This window comes from Pantoea sp. AS142 (assembly GCF_037152305.1).
Taxonomy (GTDB): Bacteria; Pseudomonadota; Gammaproteobacteria; order Enterobacterales; family Enterobacteriaceae; genus Pantoea.
The window spans coordinates 163895-181419 of sequence record NZ_JBBCMO010000004.1; the positions used below are offsets into that span (position 1 = coordinate 163895).

Annotated in this window: 20 protein-coding genes; 7 read left to right on the plus strand and 13 right to left on the minus strand. The window is 53.1% G+C overall.

Annotated elements, in window-relative coordinates:
- Positions 1–108 precede the first annotated feature (108 nt).
- From sspB to zapE, 5 genes are all read right to left on the minus strand, one after another.
- Positions 109–594, minus strand: coding sequence for a ClpXP protease specificity-enhancing factor (gene sspB, locus WFO64_RS10190; RefSeq protein WP_337011286.1), 486 nt, complete (start codon positions 592–594; stop codon positions 109–111).
- 3 nt (positions 595–597) lie between these two features.
- Positions 598–1239, minus strand: a complete 642-nt coding sequence (gene sspA, locus WFO64_RS10195) for a stringent starvation protein SspA (RefSeq protein WP_009092481.1) — start codon at positions 1237–1239, stop codon at positions 598–600.
- Positions 1240–1570: 331 nt separating this feature from the next.
- Positions 1571–1963, minus strand: coding sequence for a 30S ribosomal protein S9 (gene rpsI, locus WFO64_RS10200; protein ID WP_337011288.1), 393 nt, complete (start codon positions 1961–1963; stop codon positions 1571–1573).
- Positions 1964–1978: 15 nt separating this feature from the next.
- Entirely contained in the window at positions 1979–2407 is a 429-nt protein-coding gene (gene rplM / locus WFO64_RS10205; RefSeq protein ID WP_008925400.1) for a 50S ribosomal protein L13, read from the minus strand.
- A 227-nt stretch (positions 2408–2634) separates the two neighbouring features.
- Positions 2635–3762, minus strand: a complete 1128-nt coding sequence (gene zapE / locus WFO64_RS10210) for a cell division protein ZapE (protein ID WP_337011290.1) — start codon at positions 3760–3762, stop codon at positions 2635–2637.
- Positions 3763–3940: 178 nt separating this feature from the next.
- On the opposite strand from zapE, the gene zapG reads away from it, so the two are divergent.
- The 3 genes from zapG (at position 3941) to degS (ending at position 6977) form a co-directional block, all read left to right on the plus strand.
- Entirely contained in the window at positions 3941–4342 is a 402-nt protein-coding gene (zapG, locus tag WFO64_RS10215; RefSeq protein WP_003848291.1) for a Z-ring associated protein ZapG, read from the plus strand.
- A gap of 110 nt (positions 4343–4452) precedes the next feature.
- Positions 4453–5826 (plus strand): serine endoprotease DegQ, encoded by a 1374-nt coding sequence (degQ, locus tag WFO64_RS10220; protein WP_337011292.1) that lies wholly within the window; start codon positions 4453–4455, stop codon positions 5824–5826.
- An 89-nt stretch (positions 5827–5915) separates the two neighbouring features.
- A complete protein-coding gene (gene degS, locus WFO64_RS10225; protein ID WP_337011294.1) occupies positions 5916–6977 on the plus strand; it encodes an outer membrane-stress sensor serine endopeptidase DegS in 1062 nt (353 codons plus the stop codon).
- Between the two features lie 161 nt (positions 6978–7138).
- Here the strand turns inward: degS and epmA are convergent, their stop codons facing one another.
- Positions 7139–8116: an elongation factor P--(R)-beta-lysine ligase gene (gene epmA, locus WFO64_RS10230; protein WP_337011296.1), complete on the minus strand. Its 978-nt coding sequence runs from the start codon at positions 8114–8116 to the stop codon at positions 7139–7141.
- 135 nt (positions 8117–8251) lie between these two features.
- Between epmA and WFO64_RS10235 the strand changes: the two genes are divergently transcribed.
- The gene (locus WFO64_RS10235) at positions 8252–8776 is read left to right on the plus strand and encodes a lipocalin family protein (RefSeq protein WP_337011298.1); all 525 of its coding nucleotides are present in this window, start codon (positions 8252–8254) and stop codon (positions 8774–8776) included.
- Between the two features lie 55 nt (positions 8777–8831).
- Here the strand turns inward: WFO64_RS10235 and WFO64_RS10240 are convergent, their stop codons facing one another.
- The 3 genes from WFO64_RS10240 to efp all read right to left on the minus strand — a co-directional run bounded on the left by WFO64_RS10240 (position 8832) and on the right by efp (position 9818).
- Positions 8832–8966 (minus strand): entericidin A/B family lipoprotein, encoded by a 135-nt coding sequence (locus WFO64_RS10240; protein ID WP_337011300.1) that lies wholly within the window; start codon positions 8964–8966, stop codon positions 8832–8834.
- A gap of 102 nt (positions 8967–9068) precedes the next feature.
- The gene (locus WFO64_RS10245; protein WP_003848306.1) at positions 9069–9200 is read right to left on the minus strand and encodes an entericidin A/B family lipoprotein; all 132 of its coding nucleotides are present in this window, start codon (positions 9198–9200) and stop codon (positions 9069–9071) included.
- 51 nt (positions 9201–9251) lie between these two features.
- Positions 9252–9818, minus strand: coding sequence for an elongation factor P (gene efp / locus WFO64_RS10250; protein WP_010251979.1), 567 nt, complete (start codon positions 9816–9818; stop codon positions 9252–9254).
- Between the two features lie 42 nt (positions 9819–9860).
- Between efp and epmB the strand changes: the two genes are divergently transcribed.
- Complete coding sequence (gene epmB / locus WFO64_RS10255) at positions 9861–10889, plus strand: EF-P beta-lysylation protein EpmB (RefSeq protein ID WP_337011302.1); 1029 nt, start codon at positions 9861–9863, stop codon at positions 10887–10889.
- A gap of 53 nt (positions 10890–10942) precedes the next feature.
- On the opposite strand, the gene WFO64_RS10260 is transcribed toward epmB, so the two are convergent.
- From WFO64_RS10260 to WFO64_RS10275, 4 genes are all read right to left on the minus strand, one after another.
- The gene (locus WFO64_RS10260) at positions 10943–11290 is read right to left on the minus strand and encodes a DUF4156 domain-containing protein (RefSeq protein WP_136198023.1); all 348 of its coding nucleotides are present in this window, start codon (positions 11288–11290) and stop codon (positions 10943–10945) included.
- A gap of 317 nt (positions 11291–11607) precedes the next feature.
- Positions 11608–13257 (minus strand): chaperonin GroEL, encoded by a 1650-nt coding sequence (groL, locus tag WFO64_RS10265; protein ID WP_003848314.1) that lies wholly within the window; start codon positions 13255–13257, stop codon positions 11608–11610.
- 48 nt (positions 13258–13305) lie between these two features.
- Positions 13306–13599, minus strand: coding sequence for a co-chaperone GroES (locus tag WFO64_RS10270; protein ID WP_003848316.1), 294 nt, complete (start codon positions 13597–13599; stop codon positions 13306–13308).
- Between the two features lie 228 nt (positions 13600–13827).
- Positions 13828–14289 (minus strand): FxsA family protein, encoded by a 462-nt coding sequence (locus WFO64_RS10275; RefSeq protein WP_337011527.1) that lies wholly within the window; start codon positions 14287–14289, stop codon positions 13828–13830.
- 327 nt (positions 14290–14616) lie between these two features.
- Here WFO64_RS10275 and aspA point away from each other — a divergent pair, with 327 nt between their 5' ends.
- Positions 14617–16053 carry an aspartate ammonia-lyase gene (gene aspA, locus WFO64_RS10280; RefSeq protein WP_337011308.1) on the plus strand — a complete coding sequence of 479 codons (1437 nt, stop codon included), beginning with the start codon at positions 14617–14619 and terminating at the stop codon, positions 16051–16053.
- Between the two features lie 110 nt (positions 16054–16163).
- Positions 16164–17465, plus strand: a complete 1302-nt coding sequence (locus WFO64_RS10285; protein ID WP_337011310.1) for an anaerobic C4-dicarboxylate transporter — start codon at positions 16164–16166, stop codon at positions 17463–17465.
- The last annotated feature ends 60 nt before the right edge of the window (positions 17466–17525 follow it).

The window sequence follows — 17525 nt, forward strand, 5'->3', positions numbered from 1 at the left end:
AAGGTCTGCTGATAAAAATCCGGCTTGCGCAGGCTGCCGGATTTTTTTTATGGCTGACAGGCAAAAAAATACCCGTCACATGGACGGGTATTCGCTGTTATGTCACGGCTATTTCACTACACGCAGTGAAGGCCGTCCGCCACGTGGCGGTGGATCGTCATCAGGCGGTGTTTCGTCATCGCTGGCATCGTCAGGACGATCACCATCAATTACCGACATCATGGTCTCTTCCTGACCCTGTGACGCCTCCTGAGTACCGAGCTCGTAAGCCGGTTCCGGTTCAAACATCGTCCCGGCACCATTTTCACGCGCATAGATTGCCAGAATGGCTGCCATCGGCACGTTGACCTGGCGAGGAACGCCACCAAAGCGAGCGTTGAATGAAACCTGATCATTCGCCAGATCGAGGTTGCCGACAGCGCGTGGCGCGATATTCAGGACAATCTGACCATCCCGCGCATACTCTAATGGCACCTGTACACCAGGCAGATTAATATCGACCACCAGGTGAGGCGTCAGCTGATTGTCGAGCAACCAGTCATAGAAGGCGCGCAGCAAATAGGGGCGACGTGCAGTAAGTTGCGACATTTCCATACGTTAAGCCCGGGCTTGCAGGCGCATTTCACGTTCAGCTTCAGTTAATGAAGCGAGGAAAGAATCACGCTCAAATACGCGGTTCATGTAACCTTTCAGCTCTTTTGAACCTGAGCCGATCAAATCAATGCCCATGGAAGGCAGACGCCATAACAGCGGAGCCAGGTAGCAATCAACCAGGCTGAACTCCTCACTCATGAAGTAAGGCGTACGGCCAAACAGTGGCGCGATGGCCAGCAGCTCTTCACGCAGTTGCTTGCGTGCAGCTTCCGCTTCCTGACCACTGCTGTTCTCTACTTTCCTCATCAGGCTATACCAGTCCTGCTCGATGCGATGCATCATCAGGCGGCTATCACCACGGGCAACCGGATAAACCGGCATCAGTGGCGGATGCGGGAAGCGCTCATCTAAATATTCCATGATGATGCGTGATTCATACAGCGTCAGCTCACGATCTACCAGCGTCGGTACCGTGCGATACGGATTGAGGTCAATCAGATCCTGCGGCAGGTTATCCATTTCGACCTGCTCGATCTCTACGCTGACACCCTTCTCCGCCAGGACGATACGTACCTGATGGCTGAAAATGTCAGTAGGACCAGAAAACAGCGTCATTACCGAACGTTTGTTGGCAGCGACAGCCATGAAAACCTCCAAGTTTGTTCACAAAAAGATACTGCGAATAGCCAACCACACGGCGGCTCACTTGCTTATCGAACTCGCAAGCAACCTGGTTAGCTGCGCCGTAGATACTGACGCCCCGACAGAGTAGAGGCGCATAACGCACCGGCCTGCGGGCGCAAAGTGACAGAGAGTTTACCAGATTTTAGGCTGCTTGTGGGCGTGGAATGAATCTTTGCAGGTAAATTGAGCGCAACGTTACTGTTTTCGCGGAGAGTCGATGGGAAGGCAGAAAATAAAAAACCCGCCGAAGCGGGTTTTTTGAGCCAATTGACGCAGCCTGAGCTGCAAACAATTAACGTTTGGAGAACTGAGGACGACGACGTGCTTTACGCAGGCCGACTTTCTTACGTTCAACCTGACGCGCATCACGCGTTACGAAGCCAGCTTTACGCAGCTCGCCACGCAGTGATTCGTCGTATTCCATCAGAGCGCGGGTGATACCGTGACGGATCGCACCAGCCTGACCAGAAATACCGCCACCTTTAACAGTGACATACAGATCGAATTTACCAACCATGTCCAGCAGCTCAAGCGGCTGACGAACTACCATGCGGGCAGTTTCGCGACCGAAGTACTGTTCCAGAGAACGTTGGTTAATTACGATGTTACCGCTACCCGGCTTAATGAATACGCGAGCGGTAGAGCTTTTGCGGCGACCAGTGCCGTAGTTTTGAGTTTCAGCCATTGCCTTTAATCCCGATTAAATGTCAAGAACTTGCGGTTGCTGTGCCGCATGGGTGTGCTCGTTGCCTGCGTAAACTTTCAGTTTACGGTACATAGCACGACCCAGCGGGCCCTTCGGCAGCATGCCTTTAACCGCGATCTCAATCACACGCTCAGGACGGCGAGCAATCATCTCTTCAAAGGTCGCCTGTTTGATACCACCGATGTGACCAGTGTGGTGATAGTAGATCTTGTCAGTACGCTTGTTGCCGGTTACAGCAACTTTTTCTGCGTTCAGAACGATGATGTAATCACCCGTATCAACGTGCGGAGTGTATTCCGCTTTATGCTTACCACGCAGACGGCGCGCCAGTTCAGTCGCCAGGCGACCCAAAGTTTTGCCCGTTGCGTCAACTACAAACCAGTCACGTTGGACGGTTTCTGGTTTAGCTGTAAAAGTTTTCATCGAAAAGCTTACCCAAATTAAGTTACACGTTGGTGAAATCCCAAACGCTTAAGTAAACGAATGAGGCTCACACGACCATTTTGACCAGCAAGCCACCCCTTCGGATAGAGTTACTGGAACACAGAGGATTTGGGAAAAAAATCCTTTGCTGTAACGTGGGGTCGCAAGATTATAGAGAAGTCGGTTTCAAAAATCGAACCCTATTTCGGTATTTATCCTGATTATTCTCACGGCAGGTGCGGTAAACGCAGATACTCTTCACTCTGCATCTCCTGAAGTCGGGATAAACAGCGCTGGTATTCAAACTTGAGCCGCGTACCCTGATAAATCTCGGTCAGTGATGTTTCTGCCGCGACCACCAGTTTCACATGACGTTCATAGAATTCATCGACCAGGGCCAGGAAACGGCGCGCCTGATCTTCAGTTTTGTAGATCATTACAGGCACGTCATACAGGAGCACGCTGTGAAAACGGCGTGACAGCACAATATAATCATGCTGGCTGCGCCCTTCACCACATAGGGTAGTAAAATTAATCGCCAGCACACCTTCGCTGACGCCCAGCGTCGGCATCTGGCGGTGATTAATTTCCAATACCGGTGCCGCTTCAGGCTGGCTGCCCGACAGCGCCTTAAACATACGCGCCATTTCAGCGCGCGTTTCTTTGTTCAGCGGAGAGTTCCACAGATGCGCAGACGTCAGCGTGCGTAACCGGTAGTCGATACCGGCATCCACATTCATCACATCACAGTGCAGTTTTATCTGCTCAATGGCAGGCAGAAAGCGCGCACGCTGCAGACCATTGCGATAGAGGTCGTCAGGCGGAATGTTTGAAGTTGCCACCAGCGCGATGCCGCGTTCAAACAGCGCTTGCATCAGCGTGCCCAGCAGCATCGCATCAGTGATATCGGAGACAAAAAATTCATCAAAACAGAGGATGTCCGTTTCTGCTTTAAATTTGTCCGCAATAATCAGTAACGGATCGCTCTGCCCCTGAAGCTGCGTAAGCTCTTCATGCACCCGCAGCATAAAGCGGTGAAAGTGCAGACGCAGTTTGCGATCGCCAGGAATAGACTGAAAAAAGAGATCCATTACCCAGGTTTTGCCGCGACCCACACCGCCCCACATATAAAGCCCACGCACCGGCTGTGGCGTCTCGTTTTTCTCTTTACCGATCAATTTTGACAGGCGACTCAGCAGGCCGGATGTGGCTGGCATGGCGGATTGTTGTCGGGCAACCAGCGACTGCTGTAGCGCGTCTAAACGGGTAATCGCTTCACGTTGTATGTCATCGGGCCTGAATTCGCCCTGCGACAGCGCCTGCTCATAGCGTGCAAGCGGAGTTGAGGTTTGCATTGTTGTTTCAAAGTCCCTGAATAGTGTCTGATTCAAACCACGGTTGCTGAAAAAAAGGCCGTTCTACACTAAGCCATGCTGCTCCGGAGTTCCACAACCATAAGATTAACGGGTATAGTGACTATTATTGAAATGGTGCAACGCCCTACGGAACAATGGAAATAACACGGGAGTCATTATGACCTGGGAATACGGGCTAATTGGTTTAGTGGTAGGTATTATTGTCGGCGCAGTCGCCATGCGTTTTGGCAACAAAAAGCTGCGTGAGCAGCGCAGTATGCAGTACGAGCTGGAAAAATCGAAAGCGGAGCTGGCGGATTATCGCGAAGAGCTGACCAACCACTTTGCGCAAAGCGCGGAGCTGCTGGACAATATGGCGCGTGATTATCGTCAGCTCTATCAGCATATGGCAAAAGGCTCAAATGACCTGCTGCCAAATCTGCCTGGCCAGAAAAATCCGTTTGCCTATCAGCTGACTGAAGCCGAAGCAGACAACGATCAGGTGCCGGTGCAGATGCCGCGCGATTATTCTGAGGGCGCATCCGGTTTACTGCGTGGCGAGCGCCCTGCCCGCGACTAATCTTTTTGTGGCGCAGCCTGTCTGCGCCTACTATTTTTGCGAACCCTGACCGCAAACGACTGTCACATTCATTAACTCCTCCCACCTTTTGCAGCGAGAGCGTTGTAGCAATGAAAAAACAAGCACGCCTGTTTAGCGCATTAGCCCTGAGTATTGGGATGAGCGTTGCCGCCGCGCCAGACGCGATGGCAACGCTTCCTGCACAAATTGCGGGCCAGCCGCTGCCGAGTCTGGCACCGATGCTGGAAAAAGTATTACCTGCCGTGGTCAGTGTTCACGTAGAAGGCACCGATTCGGGTGCGCAGGCTCAGGATATTCCTGAACCGCTGAAGCGTTTTTTCGGTCAGATGCCTGGCGGAAACAGTCAGCCACAGCCGTTTGAAGGTTTAGGTTCTGGCGTCATCATTGATGCCGCTAAGGGCTACGTGCTGACCAACAATCACGTGGTCAACGGTGCAGATAAAATCAATGTACAGCTTGGCGATGGCAGTGAATATGAAGCCAAACTGATCGGCCATGATGAGCAGACTGATATCGCGCTGATCCAGATTGAAGGCGCAAAAAATCTCACCCAGGTGAAAGTTGCGGACTCTGACCAGCTAAAAGTGGGCGATTTTGCGGTAGCGATCGGGAACCCGTTTGGTCTGGGACAGACCGCCACCTCCGGTATTATCTCCGCGCTGGGCCGCAGCGGCCTTAACCTCGAAGGGCTGGAAAACTTTATTCAGACCGATGCCGCGATTAACCGCGGCAACTCAGGCGGTGCGCTGGTCAATCTTAATGGCGAACTCATTGGTATTAACACCGCCATTCTCGCCTCCAGCGGCGGTAACATCGGCATCGGCTTTGCTATTCCCAGTGACATGGCGATAAATCTCGCGCAGCAGCTGATCAAATTTGGTGAAGTGAAACGTGGTCAGCTCGGCATCAAAGGCACTGAAATGACGGCCGATATGGCTAAAGCGTTCAATGTCGATGCGCAGCGCGGCGCCTTTGTCTCGGAAGTCTTACCGCAGTCTGCCGCGCAGAAAGCGGGCGTGAAGTCTGGCGATATCATTACCTCGATCAATGATAAGCCGATCACCAGCTTCGCTGAGTTGCGCGTAAAAGTGGGCACTACACCGCCAGGTGAACAGGTTAAGCTTGGCCTGTTACGTGAAGGTAAACCGTTAACGGTGACGGTTACGCTGGAGCAGAGCGCACAGACCACCGCCAGCGCACAGCTGATGTCACCCGCACTCCAGGGTGCAACCCTGAGTGATGGACAGACAAAAACCGGTGATAAAGGTGTGAAGGTCGATACCCTCGAAAAAGGCACACCAGCTGAACAGGTTGGTCTGCAGAAAGATGATGTGATCATCGGCGTTAATCGCAATCGGGTTCAGAACATTGCTGAAATGCGTAAAATATTGGAAGGAAAACCACCAGTACTGGCACTGAATGTGGTGCGCGGCGATGAAAATATCTATCTGTTGTTGAGATAAACCTCGCATTACGGCGGACACAAGCGCGTGTGTGTCCGCCGCTCTCATGCTATTCTCCCCTGCGATCTCCCCTGGCGTGATTTAACACCATGTTTATTAAACTTTTGCGTGCCGTGGTGCTGGGCCTGATTGTGGCGGGTATTTTGCTCGCAGCACTGCCTGCACTGCGTATGGGCAGCAACGCCCTCTATAACCACGAAAATATCACCGACGAAACGCCCTTTAGCTTCAATCAAGGGGTGCGCCGCGCCGTGCCTGCCGTTGTCAATGTTTACAATCGTAGCGCCCACGGCAACAACAATCGTGGCATCACGACCCTAGGTTCAGGGGTGATCATGAATGCAAAAGGCTACATCCTTACCAACAAGCATGTGATCAACAATGCCGATCAGATTATCGTGGCGCTACAGGATGGCCGCTTCTTTGAAGCGACGCTGGTGGGTTCCGATGGAATGACCGATCTGGCAGTGCTGAAGATCACTGCCTCCGGCCTGCCCGTTATCCCAATCAATCCAAACCGACAGGCGCATATCGGGGATGTGGTGATGGCGATCGGCAACCCGTATAACCTCGGTCAGACGGTCACGCAGGGCATCATCAGCGCCACGGGCCGGGTTGGCCTGAGTTCATCAGGCCGACAGAACTTCCTGCAGACTGATGCATCAATCAATCAGGGTAATTCCGGCGGCGCGCTGATTAACTCGCTTGGCGAGCTGATGGGCATTAACACCCTGACCTTTGATAAGAGCAATGATGGTGAAACCCCGGAAGGGATTGGTTTCGCTATTCCAACCGTCTTAGCCTCGAAAATCATGGATAAGCTGATTCGTGATGGTCGGGTAATTCGCGGCTATATCGGCATTACCGGGCGTGAGTTGCCGCCGCTGCATGGACAGGGCAGCAATCTGGATCGGGTTCAGGGCATTATTGTCAGCGTGGTCACGCCAGATGGACCAGCGGATAAAGCCGGTATTCAGGCCAACGATGTGCTGCTCAGCGTGAATGGCAAGCCTGCCATCTCTGCGCAGGAGACCATGGATCAGGTGGCAGAAATTCGTCCGGGTTCAGTGATTGATGTGCAGGTGCTGCGTAACGATCAGAAACTGACACTGCCAGTGACCATTCAGGAGTTTCCTGATAATAGCAATTGATTGCCGGGACCTGAGGCTAATAGCAATGATTTAGCCTGACGGACAGGGGTGACCCATCTCGAAGAGCAAAGTGTCCGAACCAGGATGGTGAGGCAGACCTACAGAGATAAAAGTTTCCTTTGCAATCAGATGGGCCATCCCTGCCCTTTTCACCCGGACGTCTAGCAGCGATCAACCGGAAATGCGATCACGTCGCTCAATGACTCCGCTTTCAACGCCAGCATAATCAGGCGATCAATACCCAGTGCGACTCCGGAACTTGCTGGCATGCCATGCGCCAGCGCATCCAGCAGATAAGTATCAATAGGATGCACAGGCAGGCCGCGCGCTGCGCGGCGACGGTTATCCTGCTCAAAGCGCTGACGCTGCTCACGGCTGTCGGTCAGTTCACGAAAACCATTCGCCAGCTCAATGCCCTTGTAATAGACCTCAAAACGTTCGGCCACACGGTGGTCTTCAGTACTGATCTCCGCCAGTGCTGCCTGGCTGGCCGGAAAATGATAAACGAAGCAGGGCTTATCCTGACCAATCTTCGGTTCCACGCCCAGCATAAACAGCAGCATCAGTAAGGTATCGCGATCCTCTTCTGTACGCGCCAGCTCGCCTTCACCCAACTTTTCTGCCGCTTCACGCAACTGCGCTTTATCCGCTGACAGGGGATCAAGCCCCAGATGCCGGATAAACGCCTGCTGATAGGAGAGCGACTCTGCGCTGTCACACTCCAGCACCTGCTGCATCAAATCGTCGACTTCATTCATCAGACGGTACATATCGTAATGCGGCCGATACCACTCCAGCATGGTGAATTCCGGGTTGTGGTGACGTCCCGCCTCTTCATTGCGGAAGCTGCGCGCCATCTGGTAGATCGGGCCACTGCCCGCCGCCAGCAGACGTTTCATATGATATTCCGGGCTGGTCATTAGCCAGAGATCGCGCCCATGGGCAGCGCCAGGCCCGACAAAACGCGTCTGGAATGGCACCAGATGGATATCGGTAATGGTCGCCTGGCTCATCGCCGGCGTATCGACTTCCAGCACGCCGCGATCGGCAAAGAAACGACGCACTTCTGCTAAAATAGCGGCGCGTTTCAACAAATTGGCGATGGATGCGCTTGGTTGCCAGCTTGCCGTTTCGCTCATGGTGATGACTCCTGATGCAAATTAGGGGGGGAAGTCTACCTGTAATGCCTGCGGCAAACAATCTCGTGCGCGTGTTGTCAAAAACAGCGTTCCGGCTTCTATACTTAAGGGGTTAAATCACAAAGGAATCCCACTATGTCTCCATGGAAAACCGTTGTTGCCAGCCTGAGTGCTTTTCTCTCTGTTGCGTGCAGCACCACGCCGCCAAAGAACGTGATAGTTGTTGATAACTTTGACAGTCAGCGCTATCTCGGTCAGTGGTATGAGATTGCCCGCCTTAACCACCCTTTTGAGCGCGGCCTTGACCAGGTAACGGCAAACTACAGCCCGCGTGAAGATGGCGGTCTGAAAGTAATCAATCGCGGTTATAACGTTAAAAAACAACGCTGGCAGGAGAGCATCGGTAAAGCCTATTTCACCGGTGAACCACAACGTGCGTCTCTGAAAGTCTCTTTTTTCGGCCCCTTCTACGGCGGCTATAACGTTATCGCGCTGGATCCCGACTATCGCTATGCGATGGTGTGCGGCCCAAATCGCCACTATCTCTGGATACTGTCACGAACACCACAACTGGAGCCGGGCGTAAAAGAGAAATTGGTTGAACAGGCGCGTCGGGATGGCTTCCCGGTTGAAGAGTTAATCTGGGTAAAACAGCAATAGTGCAGAATCTGACAAGCCGGTACGAAAAGCATTTCGTACCGGTTGGAATAACAGGTTACTTCGTGCTGTTCTGAATCGCCTGGCCACCCGCTTCGACATCTTCACCTACGCCACGCGTTGTATTACACGCCGTCAGCAGAGAAGAGAGCACCAGTACAGAGAAGATTGTGGCAATACTTTTCTTTAACATAACAATGTCCTTTTTGATGGATGTAAAGTACAGCGCTTTAAGCATAGCCGGATTTCCGGCGGTTGCTGCTGGCGGGACTCTAAAAAGGACAATCAGTTAAGGTCACTTTGCCGCACGCGAAATGGCACCACCTAAGTGAGAGACATCTTCGCCAAAACCGTGGAATGTGTTGCAGGCGCTTAACGCAGAGGAGACCAGCAACGCGAACGCGATTAATTTTGCCAGCTTGATCATTTTTTTCTCTCGGACAAGAAAAAGGCGCACCAGAAGATGCGCCTGTGAGACTTATTTCACGCGTGACACGTATTCGCCAGAGCGGGTGTCGACTTTCACCACTTCGCCCTCTTGCACGAACAATGGCACTTTCACCACGGCACCGGTAGAGAGTTTGGCTGGCTTGCCGCCCGTACCTGCGGTGTCACCTTTCAGGCCTGGATCGGTTTCGATAACTTCCGCTTCGATAAAGTTCGGTGGCTGAACGGCGATTGGACGACCGTTCCACAGCGTAACGATACATTCAGCGTTATCCTGCAGCCATTTCGCCGCATCGCTTACCGTCTTCTCTTCAACCTGGAACTGCTCAAAGCTTTCCGGGTGCATGAAGTGGTAGAACTCACCGTCGTTGTACAGGTAGTTCAGGTTGGTATCTACTACGTCTGCGCCTTCGGCGGAGTCGGTAGATTTAAAAGTTTTCTCAACGCGAGAACCTGTCAGCAGGCGACGCATTTTAACGCGTGCGAATGCCTGACCTTTACCCGGTTTAACGAACTCACTGGATTCGATGGCATACGGCTCGCCTTCGAACATGATTTTAAGACCGGGACGGAAATCGTTGCTAGAATAAGTCGCCATGAAGGCCCTCTACGAAAATTGACACTGGTACTAAGCCAAAAAATGGCACACATTGTAACCCTAAAAACACCTTCCAGAGAAGATTGGTTGCAGCAACTTGCGGATGCTGTCACTGAACCTGATGAATTATTGCGAATTTTAGCCCTTGATCAGCACAATGAGCTGGCCGAAGGTGCGGGTGCGCGGCGTCTTTTCGCCTTACGTGTACCGCATGCGTTCATCCGCCGGATGAAGAAAGGCGATGCGCACGACCCGCTGCTGCTTCAGGTACTGACCCGCCGCCAGGAATTCATCGATGCGCCAGGTTATAGCACCGATCCGCTCGATGAACAAAGTAACGTTGTGCCAGGATTGCTGCATAAATACCGAAACCGGGCTTTATTGCTGGTAAAAGGCGGCTGCGCCGTCAACTGTCGCTACTGCTTCCGTCGTCATTTCCCCTATCAGGATAATCCCGGTAATAAACGTAGCTGGCAGGCTGCTCTGGATTATATCGCCGCTCATCCCGAACTGGATGAAATCATTTTTTCCGGCGGCGATCCCTTGATGGCGAAAGATCATGAGCTCGCCTGGCTGATCGCCGCGCTGGAACATATCCCGCATCTGAAACGTCTGCGCATCCATAGTCGTTTACCGGTGGTGATACCGGCGCGCATTACCGATCAACTCTGTCAGATGCTAACCGAAACGCGTCTGCAGGTGGTAATGGTGACGCACATCAACCATGCGCAGGAGATTGATGATGCGTTGCGTGAGGCGATGAACAGCCTGAAGCGTGCTGGTGTCACCCTGCTGAATCAGAGCGTGCTGCTGCGTGGCATCAACGATAATGCGCAGACACTGGCCATCCTGAGCAACGCGTTGTTTGATGCCGGCATTCTGCCCTACTATCTGCACGTGCTGGATAAGGTACAGGGCGCAGCGCATTTCTTTGTGTCAGATGATGAGGCACGACAGTTGATGCGCGCATTACTGGCACAGGTCTCCGGCTATATGGTGCCAAGGCTGGCGCGTGAAATTGGCGGGGAGCCCAGTAAAACACCGTTAGATTTACAGTTACGTCAGGAATAAAAACGGCCAGCAAAAGGCTGGCCGGTTCAATATAGCAGACTGCCTGATTCACATTATGGACACTTATAGACCTGGCCGCTCATTTTGCTATCGAGTGGCGCGAACGCGGACAACAGATTCTGCGTTGGGCTGGTCGCACCGTAAATCACGTTGCCGCCCATCTCCGCTGCGCGATTGCGCAGGTCATTTGCTGCGCCACGCAGTGCGCTGGTTTCGCCGCCTGCACCGCTCAGCCAGTTGCTCTGTGAGCCGGTGATATTGCCCAGAAGCTGACAGGTATTGCCAGGCTGCTGATCGGTAAACGTCACGCGCTGTCCTGCTGAAGAGAGTTGCGTAGAGCTGCTGCAGCCCGCCAGCAATAACGCGCCAGCCGTCAGTCCGAGCAAGAGGTTAATCCGCATTGTAATCCCCATTTATTATCATCAGAGTCGGGTGGCAGCGTAGCAGAAAAAGATCTCTTTTTTCTGAACATTCATTGCCTTGATCCCGTTATATCAGCTCAATATTCCATGCAGTGTTCAGGCTGGCAGATTGGCTCATTCCGATGAACTTATGTTAGTAAGTCATTCCGGCGAGGCAGCAGCATGCAGACAGCGGGAGATATCAAGAGGAAAGACGAACGATTGCGCCACTACTTATACTATTTTCCTGCCCAAAAGAAAAACCCCCGACCGTTTCCGATCGGGGGTTCTGAGATGACTTAAGCAGTCAACGGCAATTACATCATGCCGCCCATACCGCCCATGCCACCCATACCGCCAGCGCCGCCGCCTAAATCAGGTGCGTCACCTTTTGGCAGGTCAGTGACCATACATTCGGTCGTGATCATCAGACCCGCAACAGATGCCGCGTACTGCAGAGCAGAACGGGTCACTTTAGTTGGGTCCAGGATACCGAAGTCGATCATGTTGCCGTACTCTTCCGTCTGCGCGTTGTAACCGTAGTTACCGTCGCCCGCTTTCACATTGTTAGCGACAACAGATGGCTCTTCACCGGCGTTAGAAACGATCTGACGCAGTGGAGATTCCATCGCGCGCAGCGCAACTTTGATACCGACGTTCTGATCTTCGTTCTGACCACGCAGATCAGCCAGCTGTGCTGCAACGCGAACCAGCGCAACACCACCACCCGCAACCACACCTTCTTCTACAGCAGCACGGGTTGCGTGCAGCGCATCTTCAACGCGGGCTTTTTTCTCTTTCATTTCAACTTCAGTTGCTGCGCCCACTTTCAGAACGGCTACGCCGCCTGCCAGTTTCGCTACGCGTTCCTGCAGTTTTTCTTTGTCGTAGTCAGAGGTTGCTTCTTCGATCTGCTGACGAATCTGGGTTACACGCCCCTGAATTGTCGCCTCTTCACCCACACCGTCGATGATGGTAGTAGTGTCTTTGTTGATCACAACGCGTTTTGCCTGGCCCAGATCTTCCAGAGCGGCTTTCTCCAGTTCCATACCGATCTCTTCAGAGATCACGGTACCACCGGTCAGGATAGCGATATCCTGCAGCATGGCTTTACGACGGTCACCAAAGCCTGGTGCTTTGACCGCAGCCACTTTCACGATGCCGCGCATGGTGTTCACCACCAGTGTTGCCAGCGCTTCACCTTCAACATCTTCCGCGATGATCAGCAGTGGTTTGCCCGCTTTCGCAACGGCTTCCAGCACTGGCAACATTTCACGGATGTTAGAGATTTTCTTGTCAGCCAGCAGGATGAACGGAGATTCCAGTTCAATCGCACCGGTTTCTGGCTTATTGATGAAGTAAGGTGACAGGTAGCCGCGATCAAACTGCATACCTTCTACCACGTCCAGCTCGTCCTGCAGGCCAGTGCCTTCTTCAACGGTGATTACGCCTTCTTTACCCACTTTCTCCATCGCCTGAGCAATCAACTGGCCCACGGTTTCATCGGAGTTAGCAGAGATGGTCCCCACCTGCGCAATCGCTTTAGAGTCTGAGCAAGGCACAGACAGCGCTTTCAGTTTCTCAACCGCAGCGATCACTGCCTGGTCGATACCGCGCTTCAGATCCATCGGGTTCATACCCGCTGCGACTGCTTTCAGGCCTTCGGTGATGATAGACTGTGCCAGAACAGTGGCAGTGGTGGTACCGTCGCCCGCCGCGTCGTTCGCTTTAGAGGCCACTTCTTTCACCATCTGCGCGCCCATGTTTTCGAACTTGTCTTCCAGCTCGATTTCACGTGCGACAGAAACACCATCTTTAGTGATGGTCGGTGCACCAAAAGATTTATCCAGAACCACGTTACGGCCTTTCGGGCCCAGGGTAACTTTTACTGCATCTGCCAGTACGTTCACGCCACGCAGCATTTTTACGCGTGCGTCATTACCGAATTTTACGTCTTTAGCTGCCATTTTAAATATCCCTTAAATTCGTTTCGTTCAGTGAATTACGCGAAAAAATTACGCTTCAACAACCGCCAGAATGTCGCTCTCAGAGATGATCAGCACCTCTTCGTTGTCGATTTTCTCGGTTTTAGCGCCGTAACCTTCATTGAAGATCACAACGTCGCCAACCTTCACGTCCAGCGGCTTAACATCGCCACTCTCAAGGATGCGGCCATTGCCAACAGCCAGTACTTCACCGCGTGTGGATTTACCGGCTGCAGAACCGGTCAGCACGATGCCGCCAGCTGATTTAGCTTCAACTTCTTTACGCTTGACGATGACGCGATCGTGCAATGGACGAATTTTCATTTGATAGCTCTCCTTTGAGAAGTCCAATCATTCAGTTTTGGGGTTGAACACCGGGCTGCATGGCTTCCGGCCTCGTGACCAGAGAGATAGGGCCGCTTCCTTCCGCTTTCAAGGGGGCGGACAACAAATTTTTTACCCTAACGGAATAAGTGGTGACTTTTTAAACAGATGACGGGGCAAATAAAAAACGCAACCCGAAGGCTGCGCTTTCAGAGGCTGAGAATGCGGTTAACGATCCTTGTGATCGTCATGGTGCTCAAGGCGATCGCTGTTTTTACGCTCAAACTCCCCATCCATGGTGTAGCCGCTGTCCGGTCCGGCTCCAGGCCCACGCCAGACGCGCAGATGAGGCATCAGCTTCAGCGTCAGATGCTTCTGTACCGGCGGCAGCAGCAACAACAAGCCCAGCAGATCAGTGAAGAAACCGGGCAGCAGCAGCAGGAAACCGGCGATGATCAGCGACACACTTTTGATCATCTCATTGGCCGGGCTTTCGTTACGCGCCAGCTTCTCCTGCATCAGCATAAAGTTTTTCATGCCCTGATTTTTGACCAGCGAGACCCCAATGCACGAGGTAAAGACCACCAGCAGCATGGTAAGCAGCACGCCCATGACGTGTGCGACCTGAATAAAGAGTGAAATCTCAATCCAGGCCAGAACGAAAAAGACTAATAACGGTATCCAGCGCACCGTACTCTCCTGTAAGTAAGGGCTGAACGGCAGCGTGCCGGTCAGCAGAAAGCGTTCATCCTGAGGATGATAAGAAAAGAGATGGGCACCCGCGCCGCCATTTTCAACCGATCCTGTCAAATTTATCCTGCGGGGTTAATTTTGTAACCAACTTCACATATCGTTGACCAGACTGCAGCATTAAGTCATCTGCATGCGTGCTTTTCTTATGCATCAGAATATGATCGCACACGCCCCTATGAAGACGGATAATATGTCGGCACGGGTACACCACGACAAAATAAACACATCCTTGTGATGGTTAGCGGCAAAAACAAGAAGGTTATCATGGCGAACAACATTCGTATCGAAGAAGACCTGTTAGGTATGCGCGAAGTTCCGGCGGATGCCTATTATGGCGTTCATACTCTGCGTGCGATTGAAAATTTCTATATTAGTAACAGTAAAATCAGTGACATACCTGAATTTGTCCGCGGCATGGTGATGGTTAAAAAAGCGGCGGCGATGGCCAATAAAGAGCTGCAGACCATCCCGCGCAATATTGCCGATACCATCATTAAGGCCTGCGACGAAGTACTGAATAATGGCCGCTGTATGGACCAGTTCCCCGTAGATGTCTATCAGGGCGGTGCCGGGACCTCGGTCAACATGAACACCAATGAGGTGCTGGCGAACATCGGCCTGGAGCTAATGGGCCATCAGAAAGGGGAATATCAGTATCTCAACCCCAACGATCATGTGAACAAATGCCAGTCCACCAACGACGCCTACCCAACCGGTTTCCGCATCGCGGTCTACAGCTCACTCCTGAAACTGCTTGATGGCATCAGCCAGCTGGCCGAAGGCTTCCAGCACAAAGCAGATGAATTCCAGACCATCCTGAAAATGGGCCGTACTCAGTTGCAGGATGCCGTGCCGATGACCCTCGGCCAGGAGTTTCACGCCTTCAGCGTGTTGCTGAACGAAGAGACCAAAAGCATATTGCGCACCGCTGAACTGCTGCTGGAAGTGAACCTGGGCGCAACCGCCATCGGTACCCGCCTCAATACGCCGGAAGGCTATCAGCATCTGGCGGTACAGCGTCTGGCTGAAGTCAGTAACCTGCCCGTGGTGCCGGCGGAAGATCTGATTGAAGCGACCTCTGACTGCGGCGCCTATGTGATGGTCCATTCATCGCTGAAACGTCTGGCGGTGAAGCTCTCTAAAATCTGTAATGACCTGCGCCTGCTCTCATCGGGTCCGCGCGCGGGACTGAATGAAATCAACCTGCCAGAGCTGCAGGCGGGATCCTCCATCATGCCCGCCAAGGTAAATCCGGTGGTGCCAGAAGTGGTCAATCAGGTCTGCTTTAAAGTGATTGGCAACGACATCACCGTGACGATGGCCTCTGAAGCGGGCCAACTGCAGCTTAACGTGATGGAGCCGGTGATTGGCCAGGCGCTGTTTGAGTCGATCGGCATCCTGACTAACGCCTGCTACAACCTGCTGGAGAAGTGCATCAACGGCATTACCGCCAACCGTGCGGTGTGCGAAGCCTACGTCTTCAACTCGATTGGTATCGTGACTTACCTCAACCCTTACATCGGCCACCACAACGGTGACATCGTCGGCAAAATCTGCGCGGAAACCGGTAAAAGCGTGCGCGAGGTTGTGCTGGAGCGCGGCCTGCTGACGGAAAGTGAGCTGGACGATATCTTCTCGGTGCAGAACCTGATGTACCCGGTCTATAAAGCGAAACGTTATACCGATGAAAACGAACAGTAAGGTTTAACCGACGCTGGTTAACCAAAGGCACACCGCGATCAACACGGTGTGCCTTTTTTTTTGTTAAACAGCCCCCCAGGTATTGCCGATTTAATTTTCAGGAGTAATTCATGTTTGTGGTTGAGCTGCTTATCGTCTTGATGGCGATCTGGTTGGGCGCGCGTCTTGGCGGCATTGGTATCGGATTCGCAGGCGGGATGGGCGTGTTGATCCTGACGCTGGGATTTGGCATAGCGCCCGGCGCTATCCCGTTCGATGTGATTGAAATCATCATGGCGGTAATCGCCGCAATAGCCGCCATGCAGGTGGCGGGCGGCATGGATTATCTCGTGAGCCTGGCGGAACGCCTGCTGCGCCGCCATCCGCGCCACGTCACACTGCTGGCCCCGCTGGTGACCTATCTGATGACGCTGCTGGCCGGTACTGGCCATACCGCTTTCTCGACGCTGCCCGTGATTGCGGAAGTGGCGAAGGAGCAAGGTGTCCGCCCTTCCCGGCCGCTATCGATTGCGGTGGTGGCTTCGCAAATAGCGATTACCGCGTCACCGATTTCAGCCGCAGTGGTCTTCTTTGCCACACTGCTTGAACCGCGCGGCGTCAGCTATATCACGCTACTGGCGATTGCCATTCCCTCTACCATGGTTGGCCTCTTCCTGGCGGCACTGGTGACTAACTTCCTGGGCAAGGAACTCAAGGATGATGAGGTCTATCAGTCACGTCTCGCCAAAGGCGAAGTCACGTTACGGGGATCAAGCATCTACCAGGCAAAAGCGGGCGCGAAAAAATCGGTGCTGCTTTTTCTGACTGGCATTGTGGCCGTGGTGCTCTATGCCACTGCGACCAGCGCCAGCGTCGGTCTGATCGTCAATCCACCGCTGCCACGCAACGAAGCGATTGTCGTGTTTATGCTGACCATCGCCACGCTGATCAGCCTGACCTGCAAACTCGACACCGGTGAAATCCTCAGCGCCAGCACCTTTAAATCCGGCATGAGCGCCTGTATCTGCGTGATGGGCGTCGCCTGGCTGGGCGATACCTTTGTGAAAGCGCACCTGGCAGATATTCAGATGCTGGCGGGTGATACGCTAAAAACCTATCCGTGGATGCTGGCACTCATACTCTTCTTCGCCTCAATGCTGCTCTACTCCCAGGCCGCCACCACCAAAGCGCTGATGCCCGCTGCGCTGCTGCTGGGCGTTACCCCGCTTACTGCCATCGCTTCATTCGCGGCGGTTTCGGCGCTGTTTGTGCTGCCGACCTACCCGACCCTGCTGGCCGCCGTTGAGATGGATGACACCGGCTCAACCCGGATTGGCAAGTTTGTGTTTAACCACGCCTTTATCATTCCCGGGGTGATCGCCACTGCGCTGTCGGTGCTTTCTGGCTTCGTGTTTGGCGGATTGCTGTTATAGCCCAGTCATCGCGTTACTGATGGAGCGTGCTATCATCGGCGCTCTTTTAAACAGGAGCCC